Origin of the sequence: Desulfocucumis palustris (genome assembly GCF_002933875.1) — a bacterium.
GTDB lineage: Bacteria > Bacillota > Desulfotomaculia > Desulfotomaculales > Desulfocucumaceae > Desulfocucumis > Desulfocucumis palustris.
Genome location: NZ_BFAV01000157.1, coordinates 19,760 through 37,455, shown reverse-complemented (window position 1 = coordinate 37,455; position 17,696 = coordinate 19,760). Strand labels below are relative to the sequence as shown.

At 50.0% G+C, this 17,696-nt stretch carries 17 protein-coding genes, 2 tRNA genes, 1 pseudogene and 1 riboswitch; of the genes and pseudogenes, 12 read left to right on the top strand and 8 right to left on the bottom strand.

Features of this window, described 5'->3' with window-relative positions; translation table 11 throughout:
* The first annotated feature begins 261 nt into the window (after positions 1-261).
* Positions 262-415: riboswitch (FMN riboswitch) on the top strand.
* 118 nt (positions 416-533) lie between these two features.
* A complete protein-coding gene (gene ribB, locus DCCM_RS14955) occupies positions 534-1,187 on the top strand; it encodes a 3,4-dihydroxy-2-butanone-4-phosphate synthase (protein ID WP_104373191.1) in 654 nt (217 codons plus the stop codon).
* A gap of 51 nt (positions 1,188-1,238) precedes the next feature.
* Here ribB and def read toward each other — a convergent pair whose 3' ends face one another.
* From def to DCCM_RS14940, 3 genes are read right to left on the bottom strand one after another with little or no spacing between them, the layout of a single operon-like run.
* Positions 1,239-1,760, bottom strand: a complete 522-nt coding sequence (gene def, locus DCCM_RS14950) for a peptide deformylase (RefSeq protein WP_207655616.1) — start codon at positions 1,758-1,760, stop codon at positions 1,239-1,241.
* Positions 1,761-1,791: 31 nt separating this feature from the next.
* Positions 1,792-2,115, bottom strand: coding sequence for a YnfA family protein (locus DCCM_RS14945; RefSeq protein ID WP_174705172.1), 324 nt, complete (start codon positions 2,113-2,115; stop codon positions 1,792-1,794).
* On the bottom strand, positions 2,115-2,471 hold the full coding sequence (locus DCCM_RS14940; protein ID WP_104373189.1) for a YnfA family protein: 357 nt from the start codon (positions 2,469-2,471) through the stop codon (positions 2,115-2,117). Before DCCM_RS14940 ends, DCCM_RS14945 begins: the two co-directional genes overlap by 1 nt.
* A gap of 264 nt (positions 2,472-2,735) precedes the next feature.
* Here DCCM_RS14940 and DCCM_RS14935 point away from each other — a divergent pair.
* From DCCM_RS14935 to DCCM_RS19770, 4 genes are all read left to right on the top strand, one after another.
* Positions 2,736-2,811 (top strand) — tRNA-Gln (locus DCCM_RS14935).
* A 3-nt stretch (positions 2,812-2,814) separates the two neighbouring features.
* A tRNA-Lys gene (locus tag DCCM_RS14930) sits at positions 2,815-2,890 on the top strand.
* A gap of 454 nt (positions 2,891-3,344) precedes the next feature.
* A complete protein-coding gene (locus DCCM_RS14920) occupies positions 3,345-3,662 on the top strand; it encodes a zinc-ribbon domain containing protein (RefSeq protein WP_104373188.1) in 318 nt (105 codons plus the stop codon).
* Between the two features lie 59 nt (positions 3,663-3,721).
* A complete protein-coding gene (locus DCCM_RS19770; RefSeq protein WP_207655615.1) occupies positions 3,722-3,901 on the top strand; it encodes a CxxC-x17-CxxC domain-containing protein in 180 nt (59 codons plus the stop codon).
* A gap of 24 nt (positions 3,902-3,925) precedes the next feature.
* Here DCCM_RS19770 and DCCM_RS14910 read toward each other — a convergent pair whose 3' ends face one another.
* Entirely contained in the window at positions 3,926-4,756 is an 831-nt protein-coding gene (locus DCCM_RS14910; RefSeq protein ID WP_104373187.1) for an SDH family Clp fold serine proteinase, read from the bottom strand.
* 216 nt (positions 4,757-4,972) lie between these two features.
* Here DCCM_RS14910 and DCCM_RS14905 point away from each other — a divergent pair, with 216 nt between their 5' ends.
* From DCCM_RS14905 to DCCM_RS14885, 5 genes and pseudogenes are all read left to right on the top strand, one after another.
* Entirely contained in the window at positions 4,973-5,314 is a 342-nt protein-coding gene (locus DCCM_RS14905) for a DsrE family protein (protein WP_104373186.1), read from the top strand.
* Positions 5,315-5,635: 321 nt separating this feature from the next.
* Positions 5,636-6,370 (top strand): RNA polymerase sigma-I factor, encoded by a 735-nt coding sequence (sigI, locus tag DCCM_RS14900; protein WP_231702789.1) that lies wholly within the window; start codon positions 5,636-5,638, stop codon positions 6,368-6,370.
* Between the two features lie 3 nt (positions 6,371-6,373).
* Positions 6,374-7,573, top strand: a complete 1,200-nt coding sequence (locus DCCM_RS14895; protein WP_104373184.1) for an anti-sigma-I factor RsgI family protein — start codon at positions 6,374-6,376, stop codon at positions 7,571-7,573.
* A 2-nt stretch (positions 7,574-7,575) separates the two neighbouring features.
* Positions 7,576-9,222 carry an S-layer homology domain-containing protein gene (locus tag DCCM_RS14890; RefSeq protein ID WP_165792188.1) on the top strand — a complete coding sequence of 549 codons (1,647 nt, stop codon included), beginning with the start codon at positions 7,576-7,578 and terminating at the stop codon, positions 9,220-9,222.
* A 219-nt stretch (positions 9,223-9,441) separates the two neighbouring features.
* Positions 9,442-11,214 (top strand): annotated as a pseudogene (locus DCCM_RS14885) (putative bifunctional diguanylate cyclase/phosphodiesterase).
* A gap of 10 nt (positions 11,215-11,224) precedes the next feature.
* On the opposite strand, the gene DCCM_RS14875 reads toward DCCM_RS14885, so the two are convergent.
* Positions 11,225-12,472, bottom strand: coding sequence for a serine hydrolase (locus tag DCCM_RS14875; protein WP_104373180.1), 1,248 nt, complete (start codon positions 12,470-12,472; stop codon positions 11,225-11,227).
* A gap of 150 nt (positions 12,473-12,622) precedes the next feature.
* Between DCCM_RS14875 and DCCM_RS18745 the strand changes: the two genes are divergently transcribed.
* On the top strand, positions 12,623-13,075 hold the full coding sequence (locus tag DCCM_RS18745) for a hypothetical protein (protein WP_165792186.1): 453 nt from the start codon (positions 12,623-12,625) through the stop codon (positions 13,073-13,075).
* 249 nt (positions 13,076-13,324) lie between these two features.
* A complete protein-coding gene (locus DCCM_RS14865) occupies positions 13,325-15,517 on the top strand; it encodes a PAS domain S-box protein (RefSeq protein WP_104373179.1) in 2,193 nt (730 codons plus the stop codon).
* 92 nt (positions 15,518-15,609) lie between these two features.
* Here the strand turns inward: DCCM_RS14865 and DCCM_RS14860 are convergent, their stop codons facing one another.
* The 3 genes from DCCM_RS14860 to DCCM_RS14850 all read right to left on the bottom strand — a co-directional run bounded on the left by DCCM_RS14860 (position 15,610) and on the right by DCCM_RS14850 (position 17,679).
* A complete protein-coding gene (locus DCCM_RS14860) occupies positions 15,610-15,843 on the bottom strand; it encodes a YkuS family protein (protein WP_104373178.1) in 234 nt (77 codons plus the stop codon).
* Positions 15,844-15,931: 88 nt separating this feature from the next.
* The gene (locus DCCM_RS14855; protein ID WP_104373177.1) at positions 15,932-17,182 is read right to left on the bottom strand and encodes an NAD(P)/FAD-dependent oxidoreductase; all 1,251 of its coding nucleotides are present in this window, start codon (positions 17,180-17,182) and stop codon (positions 15,932-15,934) included.
* Positions 17,179-17,679, bottom strand: coding sequence for a 4Fe-4S dicluster domain-containing protein (locus DCCM_RS14850; RefSeq protein WP_231702788.1), 501 nt, complete (start codon positions 17,677-17,679; stop codon positions 17,179-17,181). Before DCCM_RS14850 ends, DCCM_RS14855 begins: the two co-directional genes overlap by 4 nt.
* Positions 17,680-17,696 lie beyond the last annotated feature (17 nt).

The following is a 17,696-nucleotide window of genomic DNA, read 5'->3' as shown; positions in this document are numbered from 1 at the left end:
GTGAAAATGATAATTATTGTATCATACTGGTAATTAGTTTATAGGACACGGCTTTTACTGTCAATACAGGCGCCAGGCGGTATTATAATACCGTTTTCATCTGTGCCCGGAGGCGGGAATCCACTTTCCGGGCTTTAACGTCCCCGCCTCCGCTTTATTATCCTCCTGCGGCACCAAAAGGCCCCGGGTGGTGTGAGCCGCCGGCTGTTTGGTAATCTACGTCATTGACAATGGTTCAAAAGGTGATATATTACTTTATAGACTTATTCTCAGGGCGGGGTGAAAGTCCCCACCGGCGGTATCCCGGCTTATGCCGGGGAGCCCGCGAGCGCTCTTGCCAATTCCCGGCGGGAGGTCAGCAGATCTGGAAAGAAGCCAGAGCCGACGGTAATAGTCCGGATGGAAGAGGATAAGGCAGTCAGCAACCCGACACCGGCGCCATGATATACTGATGCCCGGGTGTGTTTAGTTCGCTGTTGTCTTAAGCGCCCTGATTCTGGTAAGTCAATCAATATACCGGGGGAGGATTTACCATGAATCAGACTCTGTTAACCCAATTTGGAAACCCGTTTGAGCGGGTGGAAAAGGCCCTGTCGGCCTTGCGTGATGGTGGAGGCGTACTGGTCACGGATGATGAGCAGAGGGAAAATGAAGGAGATTTAATTTTCCCCGCGGAATCCCTCACCGAGGCTCAAATGGCCATGTTAATCCGGGAGTGCAGCGGTATAGTCTGCCTGTGTTTGACTGATGAAAAAGTGCGCGCCCTGGAGCTGCCGATGATGGTGGAGAAAAACTCCAGCCGCTTTCAAACTGCCTTCACCGTGTCAATTGAAGCGGCAAGGGGTGTTACCACCGGAGTTTCCGCCCTGGACAGGGTTACAACGGTGAGGGCGGCTGTTGCAGAAAATGCCGGGTCGGAAGACCTCAGCCGCCCGGGTCATGTTTTCCCCTTAAGGGCCTGTCCCGGCGGCGTGCTTGAGCGCCAGGGGCACACGGAGGCAACAGTGGACCTGATGCGGCTGGCCGGTCTAAAACCCTGCGGTGTCCTGTGCGAACTCACCAATCCGGATGGCACAATGGCCCGCCTTCCTGAAATAACAGACTTTGCCATAAAGCATAATCTGGCGGTACTGACCATTGAAGATCTGGTTAAATACCGGATCAGGCTGGAACAAAAAGCAGGCTAAAAACCAGAAACATATTGAAACCTGGAAAAAACCCCGTGAACGGGGTTTTTTCTATAGGTTGTTCGGCCTTGATGTTTTTATCAAATCATATACGTCTATGGGCCTGTTGGTTTTTTCGCTGAAAAGTTGACCCGGCGGCACGTGATCTATAAATAAGATTCCGTCCAGGTGATCTATTTCGTGTTGCAGGCATCTGGCCATGAAATCCTTGCCCTCCATTATAAATTCCGAACCTTCCCTGTTAGTTGCTTTTACTTTGACATATTTGGCTCTTTTAACTCTCCCCCATATATCCGGCAGGGATAAGCAGCCTTCGGGACCAATCTGTTCTCCATGCTTTTCCAGTATTTCAGGGTTGATTAATTCTATAACGCCGTCACCGCTGTCTATAACAATAATTCTCCGCACGATTCCCACCTGTGGGGCCGCCAATGCCGCGCCGTTTTTCGCCGTGGCAAGTGTCTCCGCCATGTCGTCCAGTAATTGCAGGGTGTTGGGCGTTATTTCAGTGACAGGTTTGCATACTTTTCTTAAAACAGGATCCCCTATTTTCCCGATCATTCTTTCAGCCAATTCAGCACACCTCATTTGCTATTAATACCTTTTACCTTGGCATCCAAATTATGATTGCAGCCCCTGCCAGCGCAATCAAGGCTCCAATCCAGTCATAACGGTCGGGTTTCTTTTTGTCTATTCCCCATCCCCACAATAGGGACAGAACAACAAAAATGCCCCCGTAGGCCGCGTAAACCCTTCCGAAAGCGGGGTAATCCTGGAGCGTGGGTATAATCCCGTATAAAACCAGGATTATGCCGCCGGTCACCCCAACAACAAAATGTTTCCCCTCCCGGAGCCATAACCAGATTAAATATCCCCCGCCTATTTCTGCCAGTCCGGCTAAAATAAAAAGGATTGCCGACTTTATTATCATTGCCGCTCAACTTCTTTCCCGGCCTTTTTTCGGGGAAACCACAGGATGACCGCCGTTCCTGTTAACGCCACGATGGTCCCCAGCCAGTCATAAAAATCCGGGGTGATATTATCTATCCACCAACCCCATAATATTGACATAACAATAAAAACGCCACCATAAGCCGCGTAAATGCGCCCAAAAGCGGGGAATTGCTGAAAGGTGGGGATAATGCCGTAAAAGACCAATACAATTCCTCCCAATAAACCAAACATTATGCCGGCGTCATAACGGAGCCAGATCCAGATAAAATATCCCCCGGCTATTTCCGCCAAGCCAGCCAGAATGAAGAGCAGCACCGACCGAAGAACCATTTTTCATCACCCGCCCGGATATAAAGTCAACAAGTATTTTACCATTGAACGCCGCAAATTTAAATCCGGTGTGCCAAGACTTTGATAAAGTCACATAAAATATTGACCTGGGCGGCGGAAGGGTATACTATGAATATGGGCATATGTATTAAATGAAACTTTAACGAAATGGGTTAAAAAAACCATACGTAATCAATTCTTAAAAATATCATGAAAAATATTTATTTGACTCATAAGATATTTGTATGTTAGTATAATATGCATTGGGGCGTCGCCAAGCGGTAAGGCACCGGACTCTGACTCCGGCATTTCGTTGGTTCGAATCCAGCCGCCCCAGCCATGAGGGCCATTAGCTCAATTGGTAGAGCAGGCGACTCTTAATCGTCAGGTTGAAGGTTCGAGTCCTTCATGGCCCACCAAAAAAACAGTAAAAATAAGCCCTCCGCAAGGTTAATAAAACTTGGGAGGGCTTATTTGCGTTTCCGTTGACCGGTTTAGGCTGCCGGAAGTCCTGTCTTCTGTGGTCTTTGATATAAAATATATTGCGCAATGGCTTAATACCATCGCGGAAGAAAAGAATGTTAATTTCTCTCAAATTCTTCAAGATGCTTTAAAACCCCATCTCGGACTTAAGCAGCCGTAAAGGGCTGCTTTGTTTCTTCCACTTTAAATTTATATGCCGGAGAGGTGCATTCGCTGCGCGAATATTTTTAGGCAAACATTTACAAAAAACATTTAATGTGATACAATAAGCAATCTCAAGTTCATTAGGTCTGGAAACAAACCTTCTTATCGAAAATCCTTTTGGTGAGAATAGTCATTGTACCAAGCCTAGAGGATTTCGGATCATTAATTTAAAGGGGGTTTTTTTTAATGTTTCAGGACAAAATTTTAACATGCCGTGATTGCGGTCAGGACTTTACCTTCACTGCTTCAGAACAGGAATTTTTCGCTGATAAGGGTTTCTCAAATGAACCGGGCCGTTGCCCTGAATGCCGTGCCATTCGCAAGCAGAACGCCAATCGTGGCGGGGGTTATTCTCAAAACAGACGGGAAATGCACTCAGTAATCTGCTCCAACTGCGGGCAGGAAACCAGTGTGCCTTTTGTGCCAAGCCAGGATAAACCTGTATATTGCAGGGATTGTTACCAGAAGTTTGCTCCCAACCGAAGGGCCGGTTCTTACCGTTAGATTTTAAATTATTTAGGAGCTTGTTATAAATAAGCTCCTAAATATTTATCGGAGGCTTAATGGCTAAAAACAATCGCTCTTCAAATAACAAAAAAAATACCACCAACAGATCATATAGACCAAAAACAGTTGTAATGACTTGTTCCTCATGCGGTAAACAGTGTATTGTACCATTTCAACCCGATATAAAAATAGACATGGTATGCCTGGAGTGTTTTCAAAAAAATAAGAGTCAATAAAAATAAGCCTCCCTTTGGGGAGGCTTATTTTTTCTCCCTCTGATAGGGCAGGGGAATGTAATTCACCGTGGGCTGGCGGCGTACCGGCTGGTCGAAGTGATCCATGAGCTCGTAAATTTCCGGGGGCATTTCAGCGCATACCGGAAATCCCAGGCTGATCAGCTCTTCGCAGCTGATGGGGTGGTCGTGGGTCCAGCGGCCTTCGGTAAATGTGCTTGCCAGTTCTTCCGCCTTTTCCTGACCCAGGCGGTCTTTTAATATTTGGAAAACCTTGCTTTTTACCTGGGTAACAGCCTTTTGGGCGATGTCCGCCAAAATAAGGGTCTGGTCATCCGTGTCGTTAATGTTCTTTTCCCGGGTCACTTTTATAAGGGATGCCGCGGGATACTGGCCGATTTGAGGGTCCACCGGACCCAGCACGGCATTGGGGTCCATTACAATTTCATCAGCGGCCAGGGCTATCAGGGTGCCCCCGGACATGGCGTAATGGGGCACGAAAACGGTTATTTTGGCGGCATGCATGCGAATTGCGTGGGCGATTTGCTCCGCGGCCAGCACCAGCCCGCCGGGGGTGTGCATAATAAGGTCGATGGGCATGTCTTTGGGGGTGAGTCTGATGGCCCTGAGAATTTGTTCCGAATCGTCAATGGTTATGTATTTTGTCAGGGGAAACCCGAAAAAGGAAAACATTTCCTGTCGGTGAATCAGGGCTATCACCCGGGTTCCTCTTTTCCGCTCCAATTGACTTAAGGCTTTAAAACGCTGGCTCTGTAGCTGGAACTGCTTAATCATGGGTATAAAGGCCATTAGTATAAACAGCAGCCAGACGAGGCCGGAGAAATTTAAACCTTCCATGCAAAAATCCCCCATTTATTTATTTGGGCTTATATTTTCGACAGATTTCATAGCTTTCCCTTTTTTCCGCCCATAAATTTCCGTCCGGGCGGAGGGCTTAAAGCGGCGGCCAAAATGAAGGGGTGTCCCCAACTATTGTTTGACTTGTATTAAAATGTTTACTAAAATTAACCCTGTTATACGAATTAGGGCTTTAATGTGAAGGGAGGCGCTGCTTTGAACAGGCTTAAAGTGCTGTTTCATGTGAACGAACCGGAAAGATGGAAAATAGTTCTGGTAAATGCGCGAAATTTTATTAATGATGTGGGGCAGGGCCGGGCGGACGTGGAAATTGTGGCCAATGGCGCCGGGGTGACGGCCTATGCCGGGGATGCCGCGATAATTGAGGAAATGAAAGTATTACACAGTCAGGGGGTAGTGTTTGCCGCCTGCCGCAACGCCCTTAAAATGCACGCCCTGGAGGAAAGCTCCCTGCCCGGTTTTGTCCTGGCGGTTTCGGCGGGTATAACGGAAATTGCCCAAAAACAGTCTGAAGGTTACTCTTATATAAAACCTTGACAGTTCGGATTTGGGTCACGGGAACCGGGTTAAACAACCGGTTCCTTTTTTATCTCGCCGGCAGACTGGGCGACCCCGAACGCTTAGGCCGGGGGATACGGAACGAAACGCCCGCCGATGCCGTCAATACTGTCAAGGCCCTTTATGCTAAGAGGCCAATTAATTATAAACTACCCCCACTAACCTGTTAATACCTCCGTATTTAAAAAAAAGAAAGCTGATAGAAATGCTCGCGCAATTAGCCGGTTTAACAGTTTACCGGTTTTTAAAGCGGACATTGCAAGTGAGGTGATGCAGGGGGTAGCGAGGGGATGTGTCGCTTTGCTGGAACGAGAGGCACTGGAGTCTAATCTGGCCCGGGCCCGGTCCGGTGATGGTGAGGCCCGGGAGGAACTGCTGAGGGCGTACAAACCTCATGTTTTGAAAATAGCGGAAAAAAGCTGCGGCAGAGGCCTGGAATGGGGCAGGGATGACGAGCTGAGCATCGGTCTGATCGCCCTGAACGAGGCTGTGGACCGCTTTAACATGGAGCGCAGCGATTCTTTCGCCGCCTTTGCGGGGCTGGTTATCAAAAGCAGGCTAAAAGACTATTACCGCCGGGAGAAAAAGCTGATTCCCCAGGATTTAAGCCTGCAGGACGGGGAAGAGGAAGTTACCCCCGCGGAATTGAGCAAGGCCTGGGAACTGTACCGCCGGGAGAAGGAAGCCCTGGAGAGGGCCTCGGAAATAACTGAATACGGAAAGCTGCTGGCTGATTATGAAATTACATTTAGCGAACTGGTGAACATAGCCCCAAAGAGAAAGCAGCACCGGCAGGAGCTGATTGCCGCGTCCCGGGAGATGTCCCGGCGCCGGGACCTGATGGCTTACCTCTTCCGCAATAGGCGCCTTCCTCTTAATGAACTGGGTGTGGCCTGCGGGCTTGGGCGAAAGACCCTGGAAAGGGGACGGAAATATATAATTGCGGTTGCCCTGGTTTTATATCACAGGGAGAGGTTTTTATACCTTAATTCCTATTTAAGTCTGGATGACTCCGGGCCGGAGGGGGTGCGGTAAGCGGTGAACAATAAAATAGTCAGCGGCGTGGTGGTTGAATTGAAAACCGCTTCCTGCATTGTTATGACCCCCGAAGGCGGATTTGAGGAAGTTCGTCTTCCTGTAAACCAGGTCCGGCTGGGGGATGAGATTTCCTCCAGGGCGGTGCCCGCCAGGGGCGCCCGGTTCGGGATTATAAGGATACTGGCGGCAGCGGCGGCCTTGCTGGTAATCTTTTTAACCGGTTACAGCCTGACTGACGGCCTGCAGCCCCAAGCCGCGGCCTATGTGTCTCTGGACATTAATCCCAGCATAGAGCTTGGGATTGACGGGCAAAGCCGCATCATCGACGCCAGGGGCTTGAATGAGGACGGAAAAAAGCTCCTACTTAACATGCACCTCAAAAAACTTCCTTTATCCCAGGGCTTGTCCAATATTGTGGAGGAAGCCATACACCTGGGCTATATCAAGGAAGGGCAGGAAAACCTCATACTGAGCACCCTGGTGTACAGTAACGAAAAAACCGTAGCCGAAAAAGCTGAGCTGAAGCAGGTTGTCAAACCCCAATCAGTGGAGGAAGCCATTGAAAAACCGTTAACCGCCAATTCAATGGAATCCAGGGTGGTGGTGGAGGAAGTCCGGCCGGAACTCCGGGAAAAGGCTGTGAAAGCCGGAGTCTCCTCGGGAAAAATGCTGTTTAAGGAGCGGGCCGGTGACAACCACGTCAAGGTGGAGATAGAGGAATTAAAAAGGGAAAATTTGCAACAGCTGGAAAAGAGCAAAAATATCAGGCTGGAAAAACTTTTCCCCGGGGAAGGTAAGAAAAAGCTTCAAATTGGGGATAGAGGCAATAAATCAAGCGGCGCTATCCAAAGTTTCCCTGCCCGGCCGGCGGTTAAAACCCAGGGGCTGCGGGGCAGGGATAATGAATTGAAGCGGGCCGGGGGAGAAAAAGGCCGGAGTAGTGATATTGAAAAAGGAGCAACGGGCAAATCCACCGGAAGGGATGACTATAAAAGGGCAAAGTCCGGTGGCGTACCGGTTTTTCCCGATCAAAGCAAACAAAATAAATCCGGCAATGGTAAGGAGTCCGGAGCTTTTCCGAAAAAACAGCCGGATAAAAAGGACGCCAGGGGCGAAACAGTGAAAAAAGGGCAAAGAGAAAATGAGAAGTCCGGTATTCGCGATATTTGGAAGAGCTATTTATGGTCAAAGGGGGATTAATAATGAGGGTTAAAAAATTGTTGCTTATTATTACCGCGGCCTGTCTTTCCGTGGCGCTAACGGCGGGCAGCGCCATGGCGGCGCCGGCCTGGAAGGATAATAACAAAATGAAGGGCCGGGAAAAGTCTAATGCTGCTAAGAAAGTTCAGTTTAAGGACATTTCCGGTCACTGGGCGGAGCAGAACATAGTATTAATTAACGCTGAAAATGTAATTAAAGGATACACGGACAACACCTTCCAGCCGAACAAGCCGGTGGACAAGGAAGAAGCCATTACCATGATTGTCCGCATGGCCTCCGGGGATATTTCCGACAATCAGCTGCCGCCCGGAAAGTATAATAATATTAACAGGGCGTCATCCTGGGCCAGGTCATACCTGAACATGGCGGTTGAAAAGGGGATACTCAGCCAGGTGGAACTCAATACCCTTGCCTTCGACAAACCGGCCCAGCGTTATGAGGTTGCCGTATGGCTGGTCAGGGCAATGGGGTTGGAGGACGAGGCCATAGAAAACACGGGTGAGGATCTGGAATTCAGGGACGAGGCGGCCATACCGGCCTGGGCAACCGGATATGTCAAGGTTGCCAGCGACGAGGGAATTATTTCCGGATATCCCGGTCATCTTTTCAAGCCGGGCGACCCGGTGACCAGGGCTGAAATAGCTACCATGCTGGTGAGAGCCAGGGAAGGTTCCGATATCCCTTCACCCAGGCAGGGATTTAGCTATGTCCATGGAATCATCAGTGAAATTGATGACGGGGACGATTCCTCCATTATCTTGAAGCGAATAAGCGGAAAAAGCACGGCTTCCGGTGAGCTGACGGTATTTCTGGATAATGACCCGTTGATTTACCTGGACGGCAAATCCGCCGAAGTGGAGGATTTGGACGAGGGAGATACCGTAGCCGTATTGATGGACAGCGATAGAAATGCCATTGTTGTTATAGCCCGCAGTACCGGGGATTCCATTGATGAGGACGAAGACGAAGACGAAGACGATAACGATAACGGAACAGTTGACGGGATAGTTGAATCGGTTGGCTCCTCAAGTATAACAATCAAGGTGGACGGCGATTTGAAAGTATATGACCTGGATAAAGATGTGGAAGTGGAGATTTATGGAGAGGAAGCCGACCTTGAAGATATTGAAAAGGGATATGAGGTGGAACTAACCCTGGACGATGGTGAGGTTACCAAAATAGAAGCCGAGACCCAAAACGGTTACGTTACCGGTGTGCTGGAGTCCGTGGGGAAAACCAGAATAAAGGTTGAGGTAAACAATGTGCTTAAGACCTATGCCCTGGATGAAGATGTCGACGTGAAACTGGACGGTGATGACGCGGATATTGATGATCTGGAAGAGGGTTACCAGGTAAAGCTGACCATGGCCGGCGGAAAGGTAATTAAAATAGTTGCCAAATCTGAAACCGTATCAGCCGTACTGGAATCGGTGGGTTCCTCCAGCATTACAGTGAAGGAGGATGGTGTATATAAGGTATACAATCTGGCCGGCGGAGTGGATGTAATAATCAACGATGATGACGGGGACCTGGAGGATTTGAAAAAAGGGGCGGATGTAAAGCTTACCATTGAAAACGGCAAGGTTGTAAAAATAGTGGCATGGGTAGTAAGTATTAATATCAGCTGAAATAGCCCCGGAAAAAACTGTCCAGCCCGCCCCGGATTCCGGGGCGGGCTTTTAAATACAATATAAAAATGAGAAAATAGTCATACTTAAATGGGAAACAAGGCCTAAGCCAAAGCAGGATAATGACAACCTGTGTCGAATGTAATATTTATTTTTCCTTTTTAAACAATTTATTACAAGGGACAGGGTGCTCAGCTTGTGACAGCGGGAGTGTAGCCTATGAGCGGGTTGAACGGTAGCCAGCCGGATCACATTATTATTTCCGTTATGGCTTTATTGGCCACCGGACTATTTTGTTATTGCGCACTTGTTTTTTTTCTCAAACTTGGGCGTTCCCGTAGGAGCAGGGAGGCTATGAAACTGCAGAGCACCGCCCTGGAATCTGCGGCCAACGGCATCGCCATTACTGACAGCCTGGGGCGAATAGTCTACATTAACGGGGCTTTTAGCCGTCTTACCGGGTATGCGGCCCAGGCAATACTGGGAAAAACCATGAGCATATTGAAATCCGGCGCACAGGGGCAGGCCTTTTATCAGGGCATGTGGAACACCATACTGGCAGGCAAGGTCTGGCGGGGGGAGATAGTCAATCGCCGGTGTGACGGATCACTGTATAACGAGGAGATGACCATAACCCCGGTATACGGCAAGAACAGGGAAATTAATCATTTTATCGCCATTAAGCAGGATGTTACCGAGCGTAAAAGATTTGAGGAACATTTGCAATATCTGGCCACCCACGATTCGCTTACAAATATTCCTAACAGGTACTATCTGGAGGAAGTTCTCAAGCGGGCGGTGGCAAAGGCCAGGCGGGGCAAAAGCAGCGCCCTGATATTTATCGACCTGGACAATTTTAAGCTGGTTAACGATACCATGGGGCATGCCGCCGGTGACGAGCTGTTGATTTCCATGGCCAACATTATTAAAAACAATCTAAGGGAAGAGGATCTGCTGGCGCGCCTGGGAGGCGATGAGTTTGCGATACTGCTGGAAGGGGTTAATACCGACCAGGCTTTGGCCGTGGCGGAAAAGCTGCGCAGGGCCGTTGATCATGACGCGCTTTCTTCAACCTTGCGCATCACCGGTTTTAATATAAGCATCAGCGGCGGAATAGTAATGGTTGACGGGACTATTGATCATATCAAACTGCTGTCTGACGCGGATACAGCCTTGTATTCGGCCAAAGAGGCGGGACGCAACAGGATAGTCTTTATCCGGCCCGGAGAAGAGGATGCCGAGGGGGCTCCCAGGGTAAACCAACTGGTAGCCCTGATAAAAAACGCGTTAAAAAAAGACCGCTTTATTTTGCTGTTTCAGCCGGTGGTTAGCCTGCGGGACGGAAAAGTGAATCATTATGAAGCGCTGGTGAGGCTGAGGGGAGATAACGGAGAAATTATATCACCCCGGATATTCGTGCCGGCTGCTGAAAGGTTTGGCCTGATGCCCCGGATTGACCGCTGGGTGGTGGAAAACTCCCTTATAGCTTTAAATAAGTATCCGGGGTTAAGCCTGTGTATAAATATATCCGGTATGAGCCTGGGCGATAAAGAGCTGCTGGGTTACATAGAGGCGCTTATAGTCGGCAACGGGGTGGAGCCCTCCAGAATTGGCTTTGAGATAACGGAAACAGTGGCGGTAAAGGATCTGATGCAATCGTAAATGTGGATTCGCAGGCTGAGAAAACTGGGTTGCCGGTTTGTGCTGGATGACTTTGGGACGGGTTTTTCCTCTTTTTCCTACCTGCGTATATTACCGGTGGACTATCTTAAAATTGACGGTTCCTTTGTGCAAAATATAGAGAAGGAATATTCCTACCGGGCCCTGGTGCAGGCTATGAACGCAGTGGCCCATACCCTGGGCAAAAAGACTGTGGCCGAATATGTGGAGAATGAAAATGTGTTGAGAATACTTGACGAATTAAAAATAGACTATGCCCAGGGCTTCTTTTTGGGTAAACCTTTACCGGAGCCAATGGATATAGCTATTTAACTCTCCCGCTTTATGAATTTGGGCTTTGTTGCGCTGATTGGTTCTCTTGCTCATCCGCTGCTGTCCCGGGTATTATGTTCACCGTGTGTGCCGGGTCGTCCCACAGTACTTCCGCTCCCAGGTTTTCCGCCACAAATCTTAGCGGCACCATTGTCCTCCCGTTTATCAATCTGGCGGGGGGATTTATTTCTATTGAGGCTTCATTTACCCTGGCCTCGGGGTTATCAACCTGCAGAATTATGTTTTTCCCGTTTCCCGTTATGCCCACTGTCCAGTTTTCACCGTCCCAGGTCACTTTAGCGTCAAGCGCCTCCGCCACAACCCTGGCCGGCACAAATACCCGGCCGCTTTCCATGAAAGGCGGAACGTCGGATTCCAGGGGGGTTCCGTTAAATAGCAGGCTAACCACAAAAAAATCATTCTGGTAGTCATATACGGCTTTGGAAATTCTGCTTATTACGTCATAAGCCCTGCCCGCGCCCGGGGTGTTTTTGCTGAAAATGGATATTATATAAGGGTTGACCGGGTGCCTTACGTATCCAACGTCATTGTACGTGGCGGTGGCCGGCCAGTTTCCTATCTTGTGCGCTATTTTCACGCTTTTGGGGAGAAGTGCCGGAATTCTTTCATTGAATACGGTGTTTTCCAGGTAATCAATCAACCGGTTGGCCTGTTCCGGACTTTGACCGGCGAATTCAAGCAGCTCACGCATGTACAGGGCCATATCCCTGGGGCAGGTCAGGTTTTTACTGTCGTCAACCACCAGTCCTCCGGATTGCCTCATAAAGTCCTTTACGTTTTTCTTGCCCAGGAATGACAGTAAAACATTGGTGGCTACGTTGTCGCTGTATATTATGGAGTATTGGGACAGTGTTTCAATGGTGTAGGAGGTGCCGGGGGAGTTGTACTGCAGCTTGCCCGTGCCCCCCTCGTAGTGGCTTTCCCGGTAGACAAGCTTTTGGCCCGGGTCCGTCTCTCCCGATGCTATTTTTTTAAAAAGATAGATATTCATGGGCAGCTTAAATGTGCTGGCGGCGTGAAAAGGTTCCAGGGGGTTAAGGGCACAGACCCTGCCCGATTGAATATCCATGACTAATACTCCGTAAGTACCCTTTTCCCTCCCCAGCATCTGCTCAAGCCGGTTTTGCAGTCCTTGGTACTCCATGTCGCTGGAGGACAAATCCGCTCCCCGGGCCTCCGCTCCTGTTGTGGTTATCAGCAACACCACCATTACAAATGTTATCAATAATCTTATCATTATATTATTCCATCCTGTTTTATATTAGTAATTATTTTATTTGCGTTACAACCTCCGTCTTCCTTCTTTTATGGCGGCAAATATGTATTTTAATAAAAAACTGGCCGGTCGTAACTATTGCAACGTCCGGCCAGGGGGCTACTATTATCTTTGGTTATTTTTTTTCGGGAAGGGTTTTTTGACAGGCGATCCAATACCGAATCCCGGCGGGTAGAGAGGTTCCGAGCCTTTGTCATATCCAGGGCCGTAACCCGGACCGGGGCCAAAGCCAGGGCCAAAACCCGGCCCAAAACCAGGGCCATAACCCGGGCCGGGGCCAAAGCCGGGGCCGAATCCGGGACCAAACCCGGGACCATAACCAGGGCCGGGACCAAAACCAGGACCAAATCCGGGACCATAACCGGGGCCAAATCCCGGGCCGTACCCGGGAGAATACCCGGTGCCGCCAGGTGTATAGGGCGGCCGTTTAAAACCCGGACCGGCTCCAGGTTTCCCCTTGGGAGACCCGGGACCCGGGGGTGGGCCAAATCCAAATCCCATTATTTGCACTCCCTTTCTACGGATTTCCAGTTATGTTACATACTATTAAGAATTTGCCAATAGGGTTACAAAGGGAAAAAATAACCTGACGGATTTTTCAAAAACCGCCGGGTGCTATGAAACGGAGGAGCCTCCGGGTTGCACCCGGGGGTTTTACAATTGTGAAAATGAAATATTGAGAAACTGCTACTATTTTTAATATAATATGACAATTTATGCCATAATCTCCGAAGGTATTGTCAGGGAAGATGTTGAAAGTACTAAAGTATCCATCTGTTTTACAAAGGTACTGAGTCTCGGAGGCGGCTTGCGATGAAGGATAATGACAAACCAAAAGACCTGATAATTGGCGAATTACTTGAAATGCCCGGGAGAAACGCTGAACTTGGTATATTCTTTAATTTATCCCAGGACTTATTGTGTGTTGTTGATTTCAAAGGCTGCATTAAACGACTGAACAGAGCGGGGGAAATATTAATTGGATACACGGCGGAGGAAATAATAGAAAAGTCTTGCCTGTGTTTCATTCACCCGGATGATTTGGATTCCAGCAAGGATACCTGTAAAAAGGCTAAAAAAGAAAGCACCGCGGTGTGCCGTTATCAAAATCGCATCCGTTGCAAGGACGGCTCTTATAAATGGGTGGAGTGGACCACTTTACCGGTGCCGGAGTTTCAGCTTTTTTACTCCGCGGGCCGGGATGTCACGGGAATAAAGTTCCTTGAGCATCAGTTTGACAGGGCAAACAGGCAAATAATGAGCATCATTGAAAGCATAAAGGATGTTTTTTTCGTACTGGACAACCAGTGGCGGTTTACCTACGTGAATTTCATGGCGGAAAAGCATTTTGGAAGAAAAAAAGATCAACTTGTGGGCAGGAATATATGGACTGAATTTTCAAGTTACCTGGGCTCCAGGTTTTACAGGGAATACCACAGGGCGATGTCGGAACAGAAAGCCGTTCATTTTGAGGAATTTATACCTTCCCTGCTGAGATGGGTGGAGGTTAGCGCTTACCCGTCCGCCGAAGGAATCTCAGTTTACTTGAGGGACATATCCGCCAGGAAGCAATCGGAATTGAAGCTTAGGGAGAGCCAGGAGCGTTACCGCTCCCTGTTTGAGAACAGCGCGGACGGAATAATATTAAACCGTCCTGATGGTGCCATCGTGGCGGCAAACCCGGCGGCCTGCCGCATGTTTGGATTGAGTGAGGAGGAACTGCGCCGGGCGGGAATTGCAAGCATTATTGACATGGATGATCCCGGCTACAAAAAAGCCGTGAAGGAGATGGCCTGCACCGGCAAATTTAAATGTGAAACCGTGCTAAAACGTAAAGATGGAGCGAAATTTCCCGGGGAGCTTTCCGCCAGTCTTTTCAGGGGGAGGGACGATCGCTACCTGACAAGCCTGATAATAAACGACATCAGCCAGCGCAAGCGGACGGAAGAAATGCTTCTGCTCCTGGCAAACATTGTGGAGTCCTCAAACGACGCCGTAATCAGCGGGTCTCCGGACGGCACCATAATAAGCTGGAACCCCGGAGCGGAAAATATTTTTAACTATTCAGCGGAGGAAATAATCGGAGAGAATTTTTCGATTCTGATGCCGGCCGAAAGCCGCGAGGAGTTTGGCAATGACCTGGAGAGGGTTGCAATGGGCTTTGGCCTTAAAAACTATAAGACCATTTGCCTTAAAAAAGGAGACAGTCCCATTAATGTTTCCATATCAATATCTCCACTTAAAGGGGCGGATGGAAAAATAACCGGCTTTTCCTCCATCGTCAGGGATATATCGGAGCAGATAAAAATAGAAATGGAGATGGCAAGATTGGACCGTTTAAACTTGGTCGGCCAGATGGCCGCCGGAATCGGTCATGAAATAAGAAACCCCATGACTTCTGTTCGGGGTTTTTTGCAATTGCTGCAGGGCAGGAAAGAATGCACGAGCTTTTCAGAGTATTTTAAACTGATGATTGGCGAGCTTGACAGGGCCAACGCCATAATCACGGAATACCTGGCGGTGGCCAGGGACAGACCGGTGGAACAGAAAATGCGTGATATCAATTCCATTGTGGAGGCCATGTTCCCCCTGATTAACGCTGATGCCATCAATGAAAACAAAAATGTCAGGCTTGATCTGGGGGAAGTTCCTGAATTGCTGCTGGACGAGAAGGAGATACGGCAACTGATACTAAACCTCGCCCGTAACGGGCTTGAGGCCATGTCCACCGGGGGCTGCATGGCTATCCGGACCTCCAGGGAGGGTGAAAATGTGGTTCTGTCGGTACAGGACCAGGGGGTGGGAATTGATCCGGAGGTATTGGAAAGATTAGGCACCCCTTTTTTTACCACCAAGGAGAAAGGCACCGGCTTGGGGCTGGCCACCTGTTACAGTATTGCCGCCAGGCACAACGCAACCATAGAAATTGAAACAGGGTCCCAGGGCACCACTTTTTTTATCATATTCAAAATCGCCCCGGCCCATTTGGAAAGGAACCAAAAGTAGCGTATTCCCCGCTGCTTTTGGTTCCCACCCGGTGTTTTTTAAATAATGCGAATTAAGAGAAGCCCGGGATTATTCCCGGGTTTCCGGGGTTGTCAGGAAAGCTCGCTGAGCCTGGATAAAATTTGTTCCGTGGTAAATCCCGACGCGTCAATAACCGGGGCATTGATGGCAATGCTTTCCATGTTCATGAGATTGTTGTCCATTCCTGTAACCACCATGGCCATTACATTATCAGTTCTGCCCGGGGCAACCACTTCATAACCCTTCCTGGTTAAAGCTTCCTTTAAATCGGACAGGCTTTCTTCAACGGCAACTTTTTTCGCCAATAACAACACCTCCGTAAATTAGGGGATATTCCGGTAGAAGCATTATTATTATCACCGTTGAAGGTTTTTTTAACCCTTATGTTTATTTTCAGAATATAAAACTGCCGTCTTCAAGCTGGTTGAAAAAATCCGCGTAGGTTAATCCGAACAGCTTCTCTCCGGTGGCGCCGGCGGGGATGTTTTCCCTTATCAAAGCGCCGTAAACCCCCGCTCCGGTTATATCGCCCTGCAAAATCGCCCCCCGGAGCCGGCCGTTTTTCAAAATAAACTTTTTATAGCTCTCCCCGCTCTCCCTGGTAAAGGTTTCGTAGCCGGGCCCCGGGGCCTCGGTGAGGCCGTAGGAAACGGCGGGCAGCCCGTAAAATTCCATGGAGTTCCTGAAGGCAAAATTGTTTAACGGTTTGCGGCGCGCCCCGGCCATATTCCAGCCCGCCACCCGGCCCTGCTGCACCGCCAGCGGCCAGATGGGAGTTGTGGTAATTTTCTTGGTGAAAGCCTCCAGGGACTCACAAACGTCACCGGCGGCAAATATATCCGCCACTGAGGTTTCCTGGTATTCGTCAACCCGTATGCCCCTGCCCGTTTCAACCGCGGTGTCTTTCAATAGGGAGATGTTGGGAGTGACCCCGGCGGCCGCCACCACCAGGGCGCAGGGAATTGTCCGGCCGCCCTTGAGCTCCACCCCGGTGACGTTATCGTCCCCGTCCAGCAATATACGTGTTACCATTTCACCTGTTATTATTTCCATACCCCGCTTCCGGAAAATATGCTGATAGCGCTCCGCGGCCCGCCGGTCCAACTGCAGGGGCAGTATGTGGCCCGCCGCCTCTATTATGGTTACGGAAACGCCCCTTTCATTTAAAGCCGCGGCGGCGTCCACCCCCACCAGGCCGCCGCCCATTATCACGGCGCCGCGGCCTTTCCCCGCGGCTGCCGAAATGGCTTCCACATCCTCCAGGTTGCGCAGTCCGTATACCTGCCGGCCCTTGCGGATATTTTCCACCGGAGGCAGGAACGACGATGCCCCGGTGGCGATAAGCAGCCTGTGGTAGGTGAATTTGTCGCCGGTGTCCGCCAGCACGGCCTTTTCCCCTGTTAGCAGGCGGGTGGCCTCAACCCCGCCGAACCAGCGCGCACCGTGCCTTTCCAGGAAATCCTCCGGGACGAAGCGGGTTGCCCCGGGGTCTTTCCTGCCGGCCAATACTTCCGGCAGGAGGCAGCGGGAATATATTTGCCTGTCCCGGGAAAGAACCGTGATCTCACCACCGGCGTCGAGCTGCCTTATGGCCCTGACGGCGCTCAAGCCTGCCGCGCTGGCCCCAAGAATTAAGTATTTCAATGCAATCCCTCCTCCTTCGGTGCTTCGCCTGGAGTTGTGTTATTTCCGGTCTCCGGTGAAACCTCGGCCAGGCAGATGGCTCCGGTGGGGCAGGCCTCCACGCAGCGGGGGGTTTCCCGCCCTTGGCAGAAATCGCATTTAACGGCGGTTTTTTTCTCCAGGGCTTCCGGGGATATCATGCCGAAGGGGCAGGACATTACACACATCCAGCAGCCCGCGCAGCGCCCCTGGTCGTGCTCCACCAGTCCGGTGGCGGGGTTCTTGGACAGCGCCCCGGTAATGCAGGCCGTGACGCATTCCGGTTCCTGGCAGTGCCGGCAGGTAAGGGGCACGGGCAGATCCCGGGAGTTCAACTCAACGGAGTTCCGGGGCCGGCCGTGGCCTCCGGAGAGATCAGCCAGCCATACCGAGCCGGAGGGGCTGTGCTCCGCCAGGCAGGCTACCTGGCAGTTTTTGCAGCCCGCGCACAATTCGGGTTTTATCAATATCCTCAGCATATTCATCACCCCTTGTT